This is a genomic window from Bacillus siamensis KCTC 13613 (assembly GCF_000262045.1).
Lineage (GTDB): Bacteria > Bacillota > Bacilli > Bacillales > Bacillaceae > Bacillus > Bacillus siamensis.
Genome location: NZ_AJVF01000013.1, coordinates 652,817 through 671,069 on the forward strand (window position 1 = coordinate 652,817; position 18,253 = coordinate 671,069).

Sequence of the window (18,253 nt, forward strand, 5' to 3'; positions counted from 1 at the left end):
CTCATCTCTCCTATTTCGATAAATTGTTTATTTTTAATAAAGCCTGCTGTTTTTTCCCTTTTGCAGTGACGTAATTGTTTTTAAACCAGGCTGCGGCTGTCGTTACGATCGTAAAAACGGCCGATCCGGCGGCATACAGTGTATCTGCAAGCTGGCTGACCTGGTCCTCCTGAATATCAAGCGGCGATTTGCCGAACATCAGCAAAGTCTGGTTTAATAAAGCAAGCAAAAGAAGCACCGTCCTGACGACCGTGCCTTTGTCCGCGAATTTCATATCGGTTTTCCCCCTTACTTTTGCAGCAGATTGTACATGATGGCGATGGCTCCGCCAATGACGCCCGTGCAGATTGCTGTCACGATCGCTCCTGTAATGGTCCGCTTAATCCATGTTGTGTTTTCGTCAATTTTGTTCAGTTTTTCATTCAGCGTCATGATTTGCTGATCCTGCCGGTCGGATACCCGCTCTAATGCGGCCACCCGCTGTTCAAGCACCTTTTGTTCACCTTTAATGCCTGCGAATTCTTTTTGCACCGCTTGTTCATCCAGAAGCACTTCCGCTCCCCCCTCTTACATTGTTCTCACCTCCCTTCGGAAGCTTCATTCTTAAGAAAATGCCGTGCCTTTGACAGACAGGCTGCCGCCGGAAATGCTCTTGATTTCCATGACGATTTCTTTAAAGCCGGCAATATCAAATAACCACACTTCTCCTGTGCCTGACGTGCCGGCGGCTGAGGTTCCGTCGTCAGATCTGATTCCCCTGATCGGCACATTTTTCCCCGAGATAGACCTTCCCCAAAACGCGACATGGCCCGACTCAGCCGTGCCGGTGATTTCGACGAGAAGTTTTTTCCAGGCGCCCGCTGAGAAGATGACCCCCTCGCCCGCCTCTGCTGCATCTTCATGAAAAATCACGTCTGTATATGAAAACGCCATATCACCGCCCGTACCGACGGATTGGTATAAAACAAATTCGGACTGCTTTTGATTTCCATTTTCAAAACGGAACCGGTAATATCTTTTTGTCAGGCAGACCCACCCCGAAGCGGTCAGCACTCCGCCTTTGACTGTGACAGAATGTGAAGCTGTCCACGAATTGTTATCTTCGCTCTCTTCGATAAAAAGAGTTCCGCTGCGGTCCGAATAAGCCCAACCCTGTGCTCTGTCTATTAAGACGGCCCCTAAACGGTCTTGTCCGAATTGGCTGTAAACTTCAATTGCCTGCAGCGGCGTGTTGGTAAGCAGCTCTGCCATTCCGGACAAATCAGCAACCGGTGTGGCATAATCGTTTTTGTTACCGCGATAAGCTTTTACGGCGCCTGGCCTGCCAAGTTGATCAGCGGGAAATTCAAATGAATGCTTTATCATTGGCCATCCTCCTTTTTTAAAAATGACAAATAAAAAAAGCCGTTTGGCTTATGACACAGCATTTTTATAGTTTGCGTATGTTTCACCCGTTATTTCTTGAAATTCCTCAGGCGTGATATAGTGCGCGGCCACCCCTTCAGCCAGATCTTCGGCAGAACAGTCATTATAGCCCATAGCCTGTTTGACCATTTCTGTTGAGGCCCACTTATAAAACAAAGCGTAAACCCAAAAGTTAAGTCTCTTCATTTTTTCATTCTCCTTTTACGTTTAAGAGTTCCAGTTTTAAAGATGCTATTTGCACGCCGAGTGACTGCTGTGCTTGTTCGGCTGCTTTTCTGGCCAATTTCTCATTTGCCAGCTGCGCGCCGAGGCCCGCAAGCTGGTTTAATGAATTTGCATCGGGGGCCATATCTTTTTTTAAACTGTTTTTATATGCTTCATCAGCCGTTTCCACCCATTCTTGTTTTTCCTCATCAAAAAATGGGCGCCACATGCCTTCGCCGTTTATTTCCGGCGGAAAGTCCGCAGCGTTAGCCGGCATTATATAATCTCCTGTCTCAGAATCCGGATAAAGCTCAACCGGACTGCCTGTATAAATGTTGTCATTGTCATACGGAAATATTAATTTCATATTCTCGCTCCTTTACGTGAGGGCCACAACAAGATCAATGTAATAGCCGTTAACATTATTTTCTATATTGGCCATAATTCCCGTCAGCTTCATATCTCCATTAGAATAAATAACAATCTTACTGTAACCGGTGGTGCCGCTGGCTGCGACCATAGTCACAACGCCTTTTGCCGGCGCACAAGAGGATGGCACACTGCCGAATACCACTTCTCTGTCCGTAAGAACGTGTCCGTTCAGGTGAAGGGTGTTTCCCACTTTGCGATATTGAAGCGGCCTGTCTCCTGACTTAGCGCCATTTTTATAAGGAACATTTATCCAAGGAACATTTTCAGTATCAAGTTCGGTAACGATCCGCCTCCAGCCCTGCCAGCCCAAGTTCAAATCCAAATAGTTCGTGAACATATTATTTTTATAATCGATGGCAATGACATACCCAAACGTTCCCTTTCCCTCACTGTCAATAGAGGTAAAATGAAACATGCCGCGGGTCGAAGCATTGCTCGGACTGTTTGCCGCTTTGCCGGTTGAATAAAAGGTGCCGAACGCCCTGCCGTTTTTCACAATTTTTTCAAGAAAGTTATCTTCATCACCAATCGCGAGAAGAATGCCGCCGCTGTCGTTTGTGATTTTGGAAAGCTGCCCGCCGTTCCACATATTTTTATCCGCCTGTGTGACATGGATGTCTTTTTTATTGGCGTGAGCGTCTACTAGTTTTTGTGCACCTTCTGTGCTGTCCAACTCAACCCAATCACTCCAAACGTTATTTGCCAAAGACTTACGAAATGTTCTGTTGTCATTTGTCATGGCAAGAACATGACCATATGACTTTCCGACGCTGCAGGTCCAAAACCCGCGTCCGCCTGCAGGCGGGGTATTCGCCGCAGTTTTTTCATATGAGAAATAGGTTAATGACGGATAGTTTAACAATTCAGCATGAAGATCAGTTGTGACATTTAATAACGGCTGGCCGTCATCATTCGAAATTTTATTTAACTGCGAATTGTTCCATTTGTCTTTATCAGTTTTTGTTACGTGAATATCTGTTTTATTAGCATGGGCATCTATCTTTGATTGCACATCAGTTGTAGACTCTATAGGATACCAATTGATTGCTGTTTGATTAGAGTTATAGTAAAACCACCATGCATTACCTTTCACGTCTACGGCATAACCATTACCTATTCCAGGCTGCCCCACTAACTGCATACCGCGCAGGCTCGTATTTGACGGGTTGTCTGTTACTGCATTGGTTCCATAAAAAGTTACAGAACCAACGTCTTTTAACGAGTCATAAAACGAGCCGGAAGTTAAATTGATTTTCTGAGTGCCATTATCGGCAGTGATTTTAAACAGCTGTCCTGCATTCCATTTATCCTTATCAGCTATCGTCACATGCCGGTTCTGATCTTGATTGTGCTGGTCGAAATCTTTTTTTGCTGCCTGCTGGACATTATCCACGTTTCCGAGGCCGATTTGGGCCTTTGTCGTTTTGTGCGGGTTGTTCATGTCATTTTTATGGGCCGCCAGATCCGTGTGTGCGTCTTTTATGCCTTTTTCCCAGCGATTGACGTCATCTTCGTTAATCGGGTCGTCTGGAAGCCAGTCTGTTTTTTCTTCGTAAGCCATCGTTACACCACCTCAAAAGTAAATCTTAAATCAAGCGTTCTGTTATTGCTGAGGTCCAAATTTGTTTTTCGTTCTGTGATGATGCTCCCTGTTTCGTCAAGCATCTGCACGGTTTCAATATGTTTAATGTCTTCTTCCCTGCGTGTGAGAACGGTGACTGCGGCATCTTTTACAGAAATGTCCGCAATCGGTGTTTCTTTGCCGTTTAACAGCACTTTTGTGATCCTGTTTTTCAAATCGGCTGCGGCACGCTGTCTGTAAGCGGCTGATATCATGGTAAGACCACCTCGTTATTGTTGAGTGTGACGGAATAACCGACCTTCAGTTCACTGACTTTTCGGTATCTCCGATTGTTGAGAATGACCCGGTCTTTGATTTCCAGTGTTTCGTTTAATGCAGCTCTCAGTGTATACGCCAAATGAGCGGGTTTGATTTTTTCAAGCGTTTCAATCAGGTCGTTCATGTACTGCAGGTCATCAAGCTCCATATCGGCATAAAAACGATATTCCCCCGGAAACATCCGAACATAAGCTGACGGATGTTTTAAAAAACGGTTTAGCGCCTGTTCGATCGCTTGATGGGTGATGGGCGGAATATTCGACATCTTCGAGATCAGCCTGAGCCGTCTCATGTCTTCTGTGTCACCTGACTCCCGCGGTATTTTTAATATTTTTTCCCAGCGGTCAAGCCCCCACGTCGCCGTCGTAATAAAAAGCTGGTCTGTCAAATCGAAAATATCGTTATTCTGCCGCTCAAACTCGGGAGCTTCCGCCTCAAGAATTTCCGCCATCTCTTTTAATTGAGTTAAAAACGGCGGGAGATATGCCGTCATCTCATCGAGTCTGCTCAAGGATTGTCACCCCTTTGAGTTTAGGAATTTCCACATCACTGAGCACAAGATTTTCCGCCGCACCGTTCATTTTGATATCTGCGTAGTCACTGACGGATGCCGCGTTATAAACGATGTTGTTAATTTGTGATAAGCGGACGGTGTTTTCTTCGAAAGCCATTTTCTTAAATAAATTCAGGATGCCTTTTTCAATCTCCGCTTTCACGTCATCGATCGAGCTGTTCAGTTCAGGCAGCACGGAAGCGGAGATTTCGATCTCTTTCCATACCGCGCTTTCCACTGTTACTGCAGCTCCGATCGGCGCCTGGCCTTCTCCCTGGCCTTCATCGGGATCAATATAATCCTTTACTTTCTTGATCAGAATATCTGATGCCGGTTCCAAATTCGCATTTGTAATGACAACTTTCACCGTTCCGTCTCCGTTCCAAAGCGGGAAGATTTTCGCTCTGCCGACACCGTCCACTTCTTCAGCCCACTGTTTATAATGCTGTTTATTTGCGCTGACTGCCTCCCGGCGGACTCGGGTAAAATATCGTGTCCTTAAGCTGCTGTCATCTTCTTCCTCACGGCCGGGAATTAATATATCGCCCATGACCGCTTTCTCAAGCCCGGGAATCGTATCAAGCGGCAGCAGATTTTGACCTGTAATGCCGGCATTCCCCGCTTCTCCGGCCGTTTCACATTCGAGCGTTCCATCCTCTGTATATTGAAAATACAGGTTGTCGACGAAAAAACGGGAGCCTGTCGGAATGGTGATGCCCGCTGTGAATTCTCCGGCTCTGACCGCTTTTGTGGCAGATGTTCGTTCAATTCCCGCTTCGGCAGCCCGCCTGTCCAGAAATTCTCCTTGAGCCGTATCGGAAAAAACAAGCTCCAGCACGGTATCAAGCCAAATATAAGACTTTGCGAGCTCAGCGGCCGCAGGCGCGAGCGCATTGTAAATGACGCTTCCTTCTCTCGTATCAATATCCGCCGTAATGCGCGCCAGCATTCTGTCCATAATGCCGTCAAACGTCTGAGCTTCAAACATCCTCTCCCAGCACCTCCTCTATCTCAAGCATGCCCTCATCCGCTTCAACGGTAAAAGAGGCGATGAAGGCATCATCTTTTTTCTCAATCTCAAAATTGGCAACAGCCAAAATCCGGTCATCATACAGCAAGGCTTCTTCTATCAGTCTTGGAATCTCCATTTTTTTATAAGCATCCGTCGTGTTTTGATCAGAAAGCACTTCCTGCAGTTCATTCCCGATATCATGGCTGAAAACAGAATATGAATACCGTTCTGTGTGAAGAGCGATATAGACGAATTGTCTGATGGCGTCCAGTCCGTTTATCAGTTCATTGGTAATCCGGTTGTTTTCAAAATCAATTCGGTAGGTTTGTGAAGTTTCAATGGCCTCACTCGCATCCTCCAAATCTTCAAATTCGATTTCCGGTGTCAGGGCCATTGCACCCGCTCCTTTTTGATTTATTCATGTAAAAAAGCCCTCTTCAGAAAAAGAAGCGGCTTTAACAGGCTGATATCTTTAATACATTTCTGTCCAGACGGATGAATTTTCAAAGTCACACTCCCGGCATTCATCGAATGCGGTTAAATTTTATCCAGCACAAAAAAGGACTGTCCTCCTGTTAATGCGGCGGTCATCACCCGGTCTCCTGCCTGGAGCTGATCATCTCCGCCGGATTTCAGCCGCTTCGGCACAATGAGTGCATCAGACGGAATCAAAAGTTTGTCGTGATCTTTCAGCTTCAGCTCGAGCGGCGAAACCGAGGTCACTTCCGCCGTCATCAGCTCCACCGGCGCTTCGGCGTCAACCGCCCCGACGGCTAAATGTTTAATAGCATCGCTTAATCTCATCAGGATGTCCCCTCCGGAAGTGAATTTTTCTCCGTGACATCAATCGTCATGGTATGCTTTGTTCCTTGGAATTCATGGCGGTCCGTATCTACATAATAAGTTTTCTTCAGCCCGATTTCCGGAATTGAGATATAGACCGGCAATCCGCTTTCTAACCCCGGAATACCGATCGCCTGTATATTTTTCAGCTCTTTCTTAACGCCTTTTTTCTCAGCCTGCTTCACTTTTGCGCGCTGTTTCAGCTGGGCTTCGTTAATGTCGTCAGAAACCGTTTCGGTATACTGTAAAACGCCGAATGTTTTCATGCCCGCGCTGTCTGACGCGGAAGCCTTCACGGTTTTATCGTCTTTTTGCAGCCGCATGACGACACGGGTTGCGGTATCATCAATTGAAGTGCTGTATTGATACCCTGTAATATTAACTCCTGTTTCCAGCACCCAAATGTCAGACGGATCCGGCCATTCACGCAAGCCGAGTCTGCCTTTTTCTGAATAGAGCTGATAATTGCGGCCCGTCTGGCTTTTTGTCTGTTTTAACGCTTTTAACATCATATCGTAAAGACTTGTATCATTTTTGAAAACGAGTGATTTAATGGTATGCCCTGTGTTGGCAATGGATGTCACGGGAATTTGAAAATCGCTGGCGATCCTTTTTAATATTTGATCGGCGCGCTTGTTGGAAAACACATAAACGTCCTGGTTTTTCACAAGGTATTGGAGCATATCGTATGCGGTGAAGGCGACGGTATGCTCATCCGGCGTTCTTGCAAAGACAATGCCGCGGAACAGCTCTTTTCCGTTCCATTTGAACAAAACCGTATCCCCTTCTGATACGCCGTAATACGTCTGGCTGCCCTGCTTTACGACAATTGTCGCTTCGATGGAGCGGGGCGCCTGATATCTGTGTCCTTCCAGCGTTACGCTTTCCGTGACAAGCTCGAGCCACTCCGTTTCTTTTATAACAAATAGTTCAATCATCTTCTCACCCGTTTCATTGCGGTATCTTCAGCTTCTGCCCCGGGAAGATCCAATGCCCCGGCTGCCGGATATTCCGTTTGCTGCGCTTAATCATGGCGGTTTTATTCGCGTTCCAGATTTTCCGCCACTCCGTGTGGTTTCCGTAAAACTTGCCGGCGATGTCCCAAAGCGTATCCCCTTTTTTGACGGTATATGTTTTGGGTGAAGCTTTGGATGGGCGCTTCGCTTTCGTTTTTTTCTTTTGTTTAATTTTTCTTGGCGAAGCAGTTTTATATTCTTTCAGTACGATATCAAAATTCCGGTCGCCGATTTCATTGTCACCTTCGCTGTAATTGAAACTTTCAATACTGCATGTAACATTGATTTTTGTTCCTGTAATTAAAAACTGAACGGGTTTTTTCGCTTTCATCCATGTTTCAATAGCTGAAATGGCTTTTTCCGGCGAAGGGATGCTTTGATATTCGGCAATCGGGGTGTATCGTTTCGGAAAAAAAGAAGAGAACGAAATTTCTTTCGCTCCCGGTTCTTCAATAAACGTCACCTCTCCAAGACCCGTGACTTTCACGGAATCATTCTGCACGCTGTTTGCGATATCAATCGCTTCAGGGAGAACGGGAAGCCGGAGCTTGTCCTTCCCCTGTGACAGCCAAAATTCGTAAACAGATTTAGTCAAAAGCAACGGCCCCCTTTGCTCCGGTATAAATGTCTTTTTGCAGTTCATCAATCAGCGCCTGTTTGATTTTGGCGGCGAGGCTGTCGGCGTCCTGTCCGTTATGGAAATGCTGATCGCCGCTGAATTCGATTTTGATCTCTTTTGTTCCCGTTTTTTGAACGGTTTGTCCGCCGCCTTTAACGGCTGCGGAAACCGTGCCGGCTGAAAGTGCCGCGGTTTCCGTCTGGGACGGATCAGACACTTCCATGCCGAGCGCTTGAGCCGCTTTTTGAAGCAGATAACGGCCGCGGATGCCCCGTTCTTCAGGGATGATCCACTCCCGTTTGTTCCCTTCGCCGACACGGGCGATCTGCTCCTTCGTAATCAGGCCTCCGTTGGCATAACCGACGTATGGGCCGCCGTGCGCCATACTCTTAATCCCCGGCACATTGTTGATCGAGCCGTATCTGCTTTTAATATAGCCGATGGCGGCAGCGGCGTTGTGGATTGGATTTCTGATATCATTCATTCCCGGCGCTTTGTGAGATTCAAAAGTGCTCGGAATTGTCTGCATTAAGCCCTGTGACGGGTGTCCGGCTTTGGCGTTGCTGTCCCATAAGTTAATGGAATTAGGATTGCCGCCTGATTCATTCTGTGCGATCGTCATTAATCCGGGAAGCCAGCTGATCGGAGTATTGGTCGCTTTCATTGCGGCCAACAGCCACTCTTTGACGCTTCCTCCCGCTGCACCCATGCCGGAAAAGGCCGCTGCAAGCGAGCCTGCCTGTTTTTCGGCGTATTTTTTCACGTCAACTGAGCTGAGCCCTTTGACGACGCCGACTGAAGCAAAGCGTCCGAGACTCATCATGACACGGGAAGGAGAGTGAATATCAAGCTCTTCCCTGAATGCTTCCTCGACTTTTTTGGCCAAATCTTTGGCCGCCTGTTTGACTTCGCTTCCCTTCGCATTCATCCCTGATACGAAGTGTCCGATCAGGCCTGACCCCCAGCCGTTCGCAGAATCTCTTGATTGCACAAACGGTTTATTGATGTGTGTGCTCACGTATTGTGCGGTTCCCGTATCTTTTGCATTCTGTCCGGCCGAAAATCCTTTAACTGTAGCGGTGCCCCAGGAGGACGATTGATTGACCGCCGATTGATAAGGTGTTTTCACCTTTGTTTTTAAAAACGAATCGGTGCCCGTCTGTGACGTATTCTGACCTTTCGCATAGCCCGCAACGACTTGCTTTCCGTAATCGGGCGAAGACGAAATGAGGGCGTTAAACGGCGTGCCGATGTTTTTCTCTTTCCAGCCGTCCATATCCACCGCTTTATTGCTGATCCCGCTGTCAAAGCCTTCTGTAAACTGTTTGCCGAGTGATGAAGCCGTCCCGGCAAATCCGGAAGCATCCACAGACGCAGCGGCCGATACAGACGCCGAAGAAGAAACACCGCCTGCTCCCGCCGGTGCAGCGGAAGACTGAGCCGAAGCCGCTCCCATATCGTCGACGACACGCATGCCGAGCTTAGACGCAGCTTGTGAGAGCAGCATTTTCCCGCGGCCGCGGTTGTTGTCAACGGGAATAACAAATTCTTTACCGGCTTCACCGATCCACGAAATGGTCGGCTTTGTAATGAAGCCGCCTGTGGCGTTTTTGTCCGGTTTTTTCTTTTTATCTCCGCCGCCTGTGACGAAGTCCATTACGCCTGAAATCAATTTGCCGCCGGTTTTATCCCAAATCTTTTTCACCCAGTCGAATGCTGCAGAAAAAGCATCTGATATGGCTGTTCCCACTTTTACAAGAGGTTCTTTTATATTTTTCTCAAACCAGCCGCTTAACCCTTTCCATATATCCTTTACCGTATCTAAAGCAGTCGTGAAAGCGTCTGATATTCCTTTTCCGACTTTTTCCACCATGTTTTTCACCGGGTTCCAGACAATATCCATGAACCAGCCGGATACCGTACTGAAAACAGATTTAATTTTATCCCAAGCTCCTGTGATCTTACTCCAAATGGACGTCGCTACTCCGACTACAGCCGATTTTACGGGCTCCCAGACAGTGCTCATAAACCAGCCGGATACTGTGCTGAAGACACCTTGAATCGTCGTCCACGCATTCACGATATTTGACCAGATGCTTGTCGCCACTCCGACTACTGCCGTTGAAACCGGCGTCCACACATTCTCCATAAACCAGGATGACACCGTGCTGAAAATCCCTTGAATCGTCGTCCACGCATTCACGATATTTGACCAGATGCTTGTCGCCACTCCGACTACTGCCGTTGAAACCGGCGTCCATACATTCTCCATGAACCAGGATGAAACGCTTCCCCAAGTATCTTGTATTGTTGTCCAAGCACTTTGTGCCGCTTCGGAAATATCATTCCACGTGTCTTTCAGAGTCCCTGAATCAAAGGCCTCTCCTAAGCTGGAACCGCCTAAACTGCCGGCGATGCCGCCTACCGCGCCGCCAATTAATGTGCCCACTCCGGGAACAACGCTGCCTATTGCCGCGCCGGCCGCTGCGCCGGCAAGACCGCCTCCCGCCGAGCCGACTTTCTCCCCTGCATTATCTTTATTGATGCCGGCTAAATCAGTAAGTGACAACAATTCACCTATGCCTGGAATTCCTTTAGCGGCACCTTTCAACCCTTTCATACCGCCTTTCAGCGCCTTTGAACCTCCCAAGTCTTTCAAAAATGCGCCGATTCCTTTACCTGCCCCTTTTGTTTTCGGCGTGTTTACAGATGCCTGTTTGCTTTCCTTTACAGAGGAGCCTTTTTTCGAAGATTTATTTCGCCCTTCGACTTTACTGCTTTTGCCCATTGTCACTCCGGTACAGCAGCAGCATCCCCCAAAAGCCCCGCCGGTTTTTTTGGCTGACTTTCCTGAAGATTTTGTCGCTGTTGCCGTGCGCTGTGAACCCTTTGTCAGATCAGGACGCTTCGGGCCGTTGGCGCCGCCGGCAGAAAGGCCGCCCTTACTCTTTTCTTTTTTCGTGCCGCCGCCTAATAATCCGCCGATATTGAGTTTGCCTAATTTTTCGGCGATGCCTGCGAATATTTTTTCTATTAATTCCCCGGCTTTTTCGATGATTTTGTCCGGGCTGAATTTCTCAAATTTCTTTGCAATCTTACCGACAATTTTATCAACAAATGCCTCAGCTTTTTCGATGATTGCATCAGGACTGAACTTGCCGAACTTTTTATCAATGCCTCCGAACAGTGAGGATGTAAACTGCTCCACTTTTTCCAGAATCTTATCCGGATTGAGAAAATCGAATTTCTCAGAAATTCGGTCGATCGTGTCATTTACAAATTGTTCGGCGCGGTCGATCAGCTTATCAGGACTGAATTTACCGACAACGTCGTCGACTTTCTTCATAAACGAATCAGTAAAATGATCCAGCTCTTTCAATATGGCTTCCGGACTGAATTTGCTGACAACGTCATCTATCTTTTTCATAAATGAATCAGTGAATTTATCCAGCTCTTTCAATATGGCTTCCGGACTGAATTTACTCACGATTCCGTCTACCTTTTTCATAAACGAATCAGCAAATTTATCCAGTTCGGTTAAAATCGTTTCCGGACTGAATTTGCTTGCGATCTCGTCCACTTTTCCCATAAATGACGTCGTGAACTTGTCCAGCTCGGTTAAAATCGTTTCCGGACTGAATTTGCTTGCGATCTCGTCCACTTTTCCCATGAATGATGTCGTGAACTTATCCAGCTCGGTTAAAATCGTTTCCGGGCTGAATTTGCTTGCGATTTCGTCCACTTTTCCCATGAATGACGTCGTGAACTTGTCCAGTTCGGCTAATATTGTTACCGGGCTGAATTTGCTCGCAATCTCGTCCACTTTTCCCATGAATGACGTCGTGAACTTATCCAGCTCGGTTAAAATCGTTTCCGGACTGAATTTGCTCGCGATCTCGTCCACTTTTCCCATGAATGACGTCGTGAACTTATCCAGCTCGGTTAAAATCGTTTCCGGACTGAATTTGCTTGCGATTTCATCCACTTTTCCCATGAATGATGTCGTGAACTTATCCAGCTCCGCTAAAATGGTTTCCGGACTGAATTTGCTTGCAATTTCGTCTGCCTTTTTCATAAAGTTTGCGGCGAATTTGTCCAGTTCCGCGATAATCGTTTCCGGATAGAACTTGGATGCGATGTCATTGACTTTTTTCATGAAGGTGTCTGCAACGGAATCAAGCATTGAAAAATCGGTTTTCGGCGAAGCAGGAGCAGCAGATGCAGAAGCTTTTCCGAAGTCCGGCATATTCTTTTGCATTGCAGCCAGCTGTGCTGTCACCTTTTCGTTTAACGATAATTGAATGACATTGTTTTTTCCCGTCAGCGAATCAATGCCCGATGAAATTCGGCCGACTGTTTTCATGACATGATCTATGACGCGTATAGTGACGGAGTACCCGTTTTTTAACGCAGATTGCATGTAGCGTTTGATGCGTTCCATGGCAGGGGTCACTTCGTCTGACGCATACAGTGAAACGGTAAATCCTTTGAAACCCGCAGCCAGATTCCGCAATCTCTCAAATGCCGCTGTCGCGCTGTCTTTTGCTCCTATTTTAATGGTTAAAGACGCAGGCAGACCCGCTAATTGGGCTTGCACCTTTTGAATGACGGCACTGGCTCCGTCTTCAGCTGAAATAGAGATCGTTTGTGCGCCCAGCTTTCTTTTCATAGAGCGCTGAATGCGGTCAATTGTTCTTAAAACAGATTTACTCTCTTTGCGTATATCAATTTCACTTTGGCGTTTTGTCATTTTCCTGTATTTCTCAAGCGCTCTGAAGCCATTTTGGATTTTCCTTATTTTCTTTGAAACCCGATCTTCCAATTCAAAACGGGCGGTCAGCTTTGCCATGATGTCGCTCCCCCTTTCTTCGCTTGTTTTTCAAGAATGTCCAGCTTGTAACCGATTAAACCGTACAGCAGCGCCTTAAAATGCCTCGGTGCTTCATATAACTCTTTCAGTTCTGATGGAGAATAATGAAGCTCGTGCATCGCGTAATAAAGATACACGGCTTCCTTATTCCCATCTTTTATCAGTTTTTTGCTTCTTGCTCCAGATCTTCTAATTCATCTTCAAAACCATTGATCTCAATCGCTTTATTCAGCCAATTTGCATATTCGCCGCCGACTGAAAGAACACGTTTTGCGACTTCGACCGGATCTGCCGTTTTGTAGGCATCACGGAGCTCCTTAGACCGGAAATCAGGGTAAATCGTAGATTCAACTGCGATCCGCGCATAAAAACGCTGGCTGTCTAAGTCTTTTACGCGGCCTCTGCCTTTTACATTTTTATAAGTCGTGCTTTCCTTTTCCAGTTCATCAATGCGTTCCGTCGTAATGGCTTTAAAAATAAAAGGCACGATGTTTCCTTTTTTATCGACAAAACGCTTTGAAAGCGGAACGCGGATCTCCTCAGCTTCGACTGTTTTACCCGGCATAAAGAATGACAGATCATATACTTGTTCGTTTTTTTCGCTCATGATGAAAACTCCCTTACTCTTTTTTTTATAAAAAACAGGCCTGTACAAGGCCTGTTTCATTCATACTGATTTTGATTAAAACGTTTCAGAAAGCTTTTCCGGCACATCGAAATCTTCAAAGGTAAACGGCACTTCTTCTTCAAGCGCCTCTGAGTCTACGTCCAGTCCAGCGATTTTTGCAGAATCAAAGTTGACGTCATACAGGGTGACGCGTTCTGTTCCGCGGCCTGATGATTTGTCGTCAAGAACGGCTTGCAGCGTAAAATACGGGTCGCTGCCTTTTTTCACGTAATCCATCATAAGCACGGCGAATTTGGATGTAACTTTATAGAACGTCGCCGTGCCCGTTCCGTTGGCGCCAGTCGTTTTATGCCCCGTCATGCGGCGTCCCATGATGTTTACTTCTGATTTGTTTTTTTCTACGTTTGCTTCAAAGGTTTTAATATGCGCCATCTCTTCTCCATCGAGAAATAAACGGCCTTCTTTTCCTGAAATTGTGTTTTGCGCTTTTAATGCCATCTTAGTTTACCTCCACATTAAAGTAGAATTTTTCTGCTGCATCCACAGGCTGCACGGCGAGATCAATTAAAAAGCCGTCGCGGTCTTCATTAAGGCCGATTGTAATGTCTTTATCTGAATCAAAGTTAGCGATGCCGCCCGCATCCTGAAGCGTTGTCAAATATTGAATAATCATCGTTTTGACGAATTGAAGGCCGTCGTTTGTCGCTGGAAGATCGCTTCCGGTGCCTTTTTTCGATTTAATTAAGGCTTTCAGTTCACGTGTCAAATCGTTATTCACCGCATCAAGCACACGGACGATTTTATTTTTCGCGAACTTTTTGTTTTTCTCTGCTGTAAATGTCACCAATGAGTTGATATCTTTTTCTACGCTGACTGACTTATCACGGGCGTCATAAGAGAAAAGGAATTCACCTTTGGAAAGGCGTTCGATTACTTCATCATGAGTCAGGCGATGCAGCACATCAACCGCGCCTTCGTATTCAACGAAAGTTAAGGATTGGTTAAATGCAGCGGCGGCACTTGCACCTGCCACCCACGCGGTCGCATCTTCAGCTTTAATTTCGGTTCCGTCTTCAAGCAGGACGCCCTCAGTCACATTGATGATACCTTCGTAATCTCCGTTGTAATGGGCAGTCACCCCTTGCACTTTCTGTCCCTGCGCATCGCGAAGGCGTTTAATGAATGCGGCAAATGTCGCTTTCAGCTGATCGTTATCCGCGACAGGAAGAGCGATGACATCGAAATTCTCCGTTTCAGCCGCAGCTAAAAAATCCGTATAGTCTGAGTTGACCGGCGCTTTATCAGTTCCTCCCGCAAGACGGATGCCTGCCTGAGGATTTAACGTTTCTCCGGACTCTTCGTCAGTGCCTGTCAGCGGGATGGAAGCCGACAGCTCGCCCGTTCCCGTGAATGTGACATAGCCGTTCGCTTTTAACTCCTCGGCCTTTTTCACCGTTTGTTTGTCAACTTCCGCTTCATCCATGTATGTGGTCACATCGAAAGCAGTCTGGTCAAGGACGTTCTCACTGATGCGGATGATGATGTCATTTCCTTTTGAACCGCCGTACAAAGCGGTTGCTTTTACACCTTGCGAAAGATCGGCGCTCGCTCTGATTCCCTCTGTCAGACGGTACATCAAAACGGTTTTTGCTTTCTTTTTCGCCTCGCGCAGCAGAATCAGTGACGGATCTTCAATGCTGAGCCCTACTTTTTTATTCAAATCTTCAATGCTTGAAATAGAGACGAATGTTTTCGCTTCCCCCCAGTTAGATGCGACGGGAAGGGCGACAATCCCCCGTTCACCGATTGTGACCCGCTCCTGGGCAGTTGTCTTAAAGTTAAAATAGATCCCGGCACGTTCTTTTTCTTTTCCTTGCGTAAATGTTCCGCCGTTCATTATTGCATGACCTCCTTGGTTAAAAATGCTTGAATGTAAGTCTGGGCTTGCGCTTTTGTCATTTGTTTCTGCTTCACGCCGAATAAAGCCCCCTGGAGAATCTCAGGTTTTACGCCGAAAAGCTCCTTCGCGTGCTTTGTTAAATCTGCCGTGTCAAAAAGAACCGCTCTTTCTGCCGTTGCGGCATTTTTCTTTTTATGTTCTTTCACTTTTGTTTCACCCCGCTGTTAATGTCCACATCCCGCAGTGCGGGAGATGTTTGTTTCTGATAGTAGTAGCGGCTCGTCCAGCGGATGGTGATCACTGCCTCGCCTTTGTCTCCGACTCTTGTTTCGATACGGCTGATGCGGACGAAATCACCCGTATCCTCTCCTGATTCCGTAAGCAGCGGAATGATCTGTCTTGATTCTCTCACCGCATCAGCGATCCGGTCGGCTGCAGAGAGCGCCTGCACCGAGTCAGCATGAAACAGCTTCACATTCAGACTGTATGTCTTCTTAAAGGTAGAGACTGTGTCATTCTCGTCAAAAACATACGGGGGCGGGATGTAAAGGGACGGCACCTGAAATTGTTCAGGCAGTTCATTTTCATATACGGGCACGCCGCACTGCTGATACAAAAAAGCGGCGATTGAACCGGTCTCGCGATTCATCCGTTATCTCCCCCTAACGTGTTGAGCCACTGATTGAAGCGCTTGTCCAGCGAACCGGCGAAGATGGTTTCATACATAAGAAGGGCTTTGTCCCAAAACCCATTCCCGCTGATCCACTGTTTTTTGAGCGCCATTCCGGTTGAAGCTGACGGATCATAGATGAACCGGGAGCCTTGAAAATACCCGGGCACCCATCTGACATTTTCATCTGAGACGGTCCAATGTCCGTCATTTATGAATGAGGCATACTCTACATTAGTACCGATTTCAAGGGTCAGTCCCCCGTTTTCAATGATCCATACATGATCCTGCGCTCCTTTTCGGAAGGAAGACAGCAGGTTTTCTGTATCAATCCCTCCCGAATGCATGAGCTCCTCCCGTACCAGGTCGAGAAATTCCTCCCCTGATTGTTCCAGCCATCGGCCAGCCTGACGGGCAAATTCTCCGGATGATGCCTTTTGCAGCGACCGATTCCATTTTTCCAGGCTTTTTTTGCTCATAGTCTGTCATCTCTCACAGCAATGGCCTCCCAATGGTGCTGTCTTGCTTTCTTCGGCATTTCCAGAATATACGCCTGTCCTTCCCAAATGATTTTGTCATTAACACGCACTGCAGCCTCTTTCGGAAAATGAACGAGAAACCGCTGATATACTTTATGATCAGGCGCAAGCTGAATAAGCCGCTGCTGTTTTTCAACAAACAGGCACGGCACGTCTTCAGCGTCGGGAACGTCCGGATAAGTAAAAACAGGCTGGAGCTTTTCAGCGGGAATGCCGAAGCGCCCGGCCTTCGGAACTGACACCGTCTCATGATAAATATCGCATCTGTCAGTGAGCAGCCGTTCATAGCTCATAACGGTCTCACCTTAGCGCTTATAGAAACCGGGGAATAGCCCGGCGCGATATATTCACAGAGCAGATGGTATACCGCCGGTTTTCGGATTCCGCCTTCACCCGACACTGTATAGGAATAGTCGCCTATCTTTTCAGATTGATAGGCGGAAGCGGCGGCTTCATTCTGATTGATCAGCGCAAAATATTGAGAAAGCTTTAATAACGCAAGCTTAACCTTCTCGGGAAGCGGTGAGTAAACAGGATCAGTGAACGAGTGCCCCGCCATTCTGGCCGCTTCCGCTTCCGCCTCCAGAATGTCCTGTATAAGCAGCGGCTCCGGCCTGTTTTTGACTTCATCATAAACTGAATATGAGACAACGTCAGACGGCTGAATTAACATAACTGCCACCCCCGGCTTATTCTTTAACGTTTACGATTTTGGCGCTTGCATCTTCTTCTTCAAATTTGCTGTCAAGTTTAGCCGTCAGTACGATAATAAATTTTCGGCTGCGGATATCTTTATCTACTTCAATTCGGATATTCCGTGAAAAACCGAGAATGATATTTTTCGGATGAGTCAAAATGATGTCAGACGCATCGTACTGGGAATCACCTTCTCCGACTGAGTACGGCTGCAGGTTGGAAACCCCCTTGACCGGAACACCGAATGCTGAGGATAAACCGCCCTGCACCGCAAGATCCCCCAGATTGGTCTGACGGTCAGCCACACGGTCTTTCCATTCAATCTCCATGCCTTGAGACGTGTAGAATCTGAATTCCTGAGGCAGGCGTAAATATTTTGCCGGAATGGCTTTTAAACCTTTTTTAAATGTAGCTCTGGACAGTTCTTCCCCATTTCCGTCGATGACGTGAGACACAGTCTGTTTACGGATTCCGTCAAGCTGTGCCAAATACGGATCAGAAGAAGATGTATCGCCGTTTACGACAAGCTCTTCAATATCAACTGCCGCCCGCTCCGCTAAAATCTGCATGATTGTCTGCTGCAGACCGTCTTTTTCAATGTTGTTTTCAAGCGTGTCATAGGTGATGTTAATTTCCGCAATGACTTCTTTCGTATTCAGCTGCACCGTACTTGTTGCCGGGACGGTCAGCTGATCGTCCGTTAAGGCTTTACCTTCCTCAGCAGCACGCAGAATACGCTGGCCGAAACCGATTTTTTCAAATTTCTGCGAGTCGTTTTCCATTTGAATCACACGTGATTCGCTGAAAATGGTCGGCGTGTTCTGCACCATGCGGATAAATGCTGAAGCTTGTGCGGGATTCATTAAACCGCCGCTTTTTAAAGCGGAAAGTGACATTTCCGCCTTTCTGATGATATCTTGATTTCTCACTAACAGTTCCTCCTTCT

Annotated in this window: 24 protein-coding genes; all 24 read right to left on the bottom strand. The window is 47.0% G+C overall.

Annotated elements, in window-relative coordinates; translation table 11 throughout:
- Window positions 1-10: 10 nt before the first annotated feature.
- Complete coding sequence (locus Y79_RS0103380; RefSeq protein WP_016936430.1) at window positions 11-274, bottom strand: phage holin; 264 nt, start codon at window positions 272-274, stop codon at window positions 11-13.
- A gap of 14 nt (window positions 275-288) precedes the next feature.
- Window positions 289-552, bottom strand: coding sequence for a hemolysin XhlA family protein (locus Y79_RS0103385; protein ID WP_003154815.1), 264 nt, complete (start codon window positions 550-552; stop codon window positions 289-291).
- Window positions 553-603: 51 nt separating this feature from the next.
- Window positions 604-1,365, bottom strand: coding sequence for a phage-like element PBSX protein XepA (xepA, locus tag Y79_RS0103390; RefSeq protein ID WP_016936431.1), 762 nt, complete (start codon window positions 1,363-1,365; stop codon window positions 604-606).
- Between the two features lie 48 nt (window positions 1,366-1,413).
- The gene (locus Y79_RS0103395) at window positions 1,414-1,611 is read right to left on the bottom strand and encodes an XkdX family protein (protein WP_016936432.1); all 198 of its coding nucleotides are present in this window, start codon (window positions 1,609-1,611) and stop codon (window positions 1,414-1,416) included.
- Between the two features lie 4 nt (window positions 1,612-1,615).
- Window positions 1,616-1,996: an XkdW family protein gene (locus Y79_RS0103400; protein ID WP_016936433.1), complete on the bottom strand. Its 381-nt coding sequence runs from the start codon at window positions 1,994-1,996 to the stop codon at window positions 1,616-1,618.
- A gap of 12 nt (window positions 1,997-2,008) precedes the next feature.
- Window positions 2,009-3,622 (bottom strand): hypothetical protein, encoded by a 1,614-nt coding sequence (locus Y79_RS1000000121370; protein WP_016936434.1) that lies wholly within the window; start codon window positions 3,620-3,622, stop codon window positions 2,009-2,011.
- Window positions 3,623-3,624: 2 nt separating this feature from the next.
- Window positions 3,625-3,897 carry a hypothetical protein gene (locus Y79_RS0103410; RefSeq protein ID WP_016936435.1) on the bottom strand — a complete coding sequence of 91 codons (273 nt, stop codon included), beginning with the start codon at window positions 3,895-3,897 and terminating at the stop codon, window positions 3,625-3,627.
- Window positions 3,894-4,472 carry a YmfQ family protein gene (locus tag Y79_RS0103415; protein WP_016936436.1) on the bottom strand — a complete coding sequence of 193 codons (579 nt, stop codon included), beginning with the start codon at window positions 4,470-4,472 and terminating at the stop codon, window positions 3,894-3,896. Before Y79_RS0103415 ends, Y79_RS0103410 begins: the two co-directional genes overlap by 4 nt.
- The gene (locus tag Y79_RS0103420; protein WP_016936437.1) at window positions 4,456-5,502 is read right to left on the bottom strand and encodes a baseplate J/gp47 family protein; all 1,047 of its coding nucleotides are present in this window, start codon (window positions 5,500-5,502) and stop codon (window positions 4,456-4,458) included. Before Y79_RS0103420 ends, Y79_RS0103415 begins: the two co-directional genes overlap by 17 nt.
- Window positions 5,495-5,920, bottom strand: a complete 426-nt coding sequence (locus Y79_RS0103425) for a DUF2634 domain-containing protein (protein WP_016936438.1) — start codon at window positions 5,918-5,920, stop codon at window positions 5,495-5,497. Before Y79_RS0103425 ends, Y79_RS0103420 begins: the two co-directional genes overlap by 8 nt.
- 143 nt (window positions 5,921-6,063) lie before the next feature.
- On the bottom strand, window positions 6,064-6,330 hold the full coding sequence (locus tag Y79_RS0103435) for a DUF2577 family protein (protein ID WP_016936440.1): 267 nt from the start codon (window positions 6,328-6,330) through the stop codon (window positions 6,064-6,066).
- Window positions 6,330-7,307 (bottom strand): XkdQ/YqbQ family protein, encoded by a 978-nt coding sequence (locus tag Y79_RS0103440; protein WP_016936441.1) that lies wholly within the window; start codon window positions 7,305-7,307, stop codon window positions 6,330-6,332. Before Y79_RS0103440 ends, Y79_RS0103435 begins: the two co-directional genes overlap by 1 nt.
- Before the next feature lie 13 nt (window positions 7,308-7,320).
- On the bottom strand, window positions 7,321-7,980 hold the full coding sequence (locus tag Y79_RS0103445) for a LysM peptidoglycan-binding domain-containing protein (protein ID WP_016936442.1): 660 nt from the start codon (window positions 7,978-7,980) through the stop codon (window positions 7,321-7,323).
- Window positions 7,973-12,853 carry a transglycosylase SLT domain-containing protein gene (locus tag Y79_RS0103450; protein ID WP_016936443.1) on the bottom strand — a complete coding sequence of 1,627 codons (4,881 nt, stop codon included), beginning with the start codon at window positions 12,851-12,853 and terminating at the stop codon, window positions 7,973-7,975. Before Y79_RS0103450 ends, Y79_RS0103445 begins: the two co-directional genes overlap by 8 nt.
- Complete coding sequence (locus Y79_RS1000000121160; RefSeq protein WP_015239684.1) at window positions 12,841-12,993, bottom strand: hypothetical protein; 153 nt, start codon at window positions 12,991-12,993, stop codon at window positions 12,841-12,843. Before Y79_RS1000000121160 ends, Y79_RS0103450 begins: the two co-directional genes overlap by 13 nt.
- 41 nt (window positions 12,994-13,034) lie before the next feature.
- Window positions 13,035-13,481, bottom strand: coding sequence for a phage tail assembly chaperone (locus Y79_RS0103460; RefSeq protein WP_003154836.1), 447 nt, complete (start codon window positions 13,479-13,481; stop codon window positions 13,035-13,037).
- Between the two features lie 75 nt (window positions 13,482-13,556).
- Window positions 13,557-14,000 carry a phage tail tube protein gene (locus Y79_RS0103465; RefSeq protein ID WP_003154837.1) on the bottom strand — a complete coding sequence of 148 codons (444 nt, stop codon included), beginning with the start codon at window positions 13,998-14,000 and terminating at the stop codon, window positions 13,557-13,559.
- A gap of 1 nt (window position 14,001) precedes the next feature.
- Window positions 14,002-15,399 (bottom strand): phage tail sheath family protein, encoded by a 1,398-nt coding sequence (locus tag Y79_RS0103470; protein WP_016936444.1) that lies wholly within the window; start codon window positions 15,397-15,399, stop codon window positions 14,002-14,004.
- Complete coding sequence (locus Y79_RS0103475; protein ID WP_016936445.1) at window positions 15,399-15,608, bottom strand: YqzN/YkzM domain-containing protein; 210 nt, start codon at window positions 15,606-15,608, stop codon at window positions 15,399-15,401. The genes Y79_RS0103470 and Y79_RS0103475 overlap by 1 nt, the downstream gene beginning before the upstream one ends.
- Entirely contained in the window at window positions 15,605-16,051 is a 447-nt protein-coding gene (locus Y79_RS0103480; protein ID WP_016936446.1) for a hypothetical protein, read from the bottom strand. The genes Y79_RS0103475 and Y79_RS0103480 overlap by 4 nt, the downstream gene beginning before the upstream one ends.
- The gene (locus tag Y79_RS0103485; protein ID WP_016936447.1) at window positions 16,048-16,551 is read right to left on the bottom strand and encodes an HK97 gp10 family phage protein; all 504 of its coding nucleotides are present in this window, start codon (window positions 16,549-16,551) and stop codon (window positions 16,048-16,050) included. Before Y79_RS0103485 ends, Y79_RS0103480 begins: the two co-directional genes overlap by 4 nt.
- Entirely contained in the window at window positions 16,548-16,904 is a 357-nt protein-coding gene (locus Y79_RS0103490) for a DUF3599 family protein (protein WP_016936448.1), read from the bottom strand. The genes Y79_RS0103485 and Y79_RS0103490 overlap by 4 nt, the downstream gene beginning before the upstream one ends.
- Window positions 16,901-17,284 carry a protein YqbG gene (yqbG, locus tag Y79_RS0103495; protein ID WP_016936449.1) on the bottom strand — a complete coding sequence of 128 codons (384 nt, stop codon included), beginning with the start codon at window positions 17,282-17,284 and terminating at the stop codon, window positions 16,901-16,903. The genes Y79_RS0103490 and yqbG overlap by 4 nt, the downstream gene beginning before the upstream one ends.
- Before the next feature lie 16 nt (window positions 17,285-17,300).
- A complete protein-coding gene (locus Y79_RS0103500) occupies window positions 17,301-18,236 on the bottom strand; it encodes a phage major capsid protein (RefSeq protein ID WP_007407274.1) in 936 nt (311 codons plus the stop codon).
- Window positions 18,237-18,253: the final 17 nt, after the last annotated feature.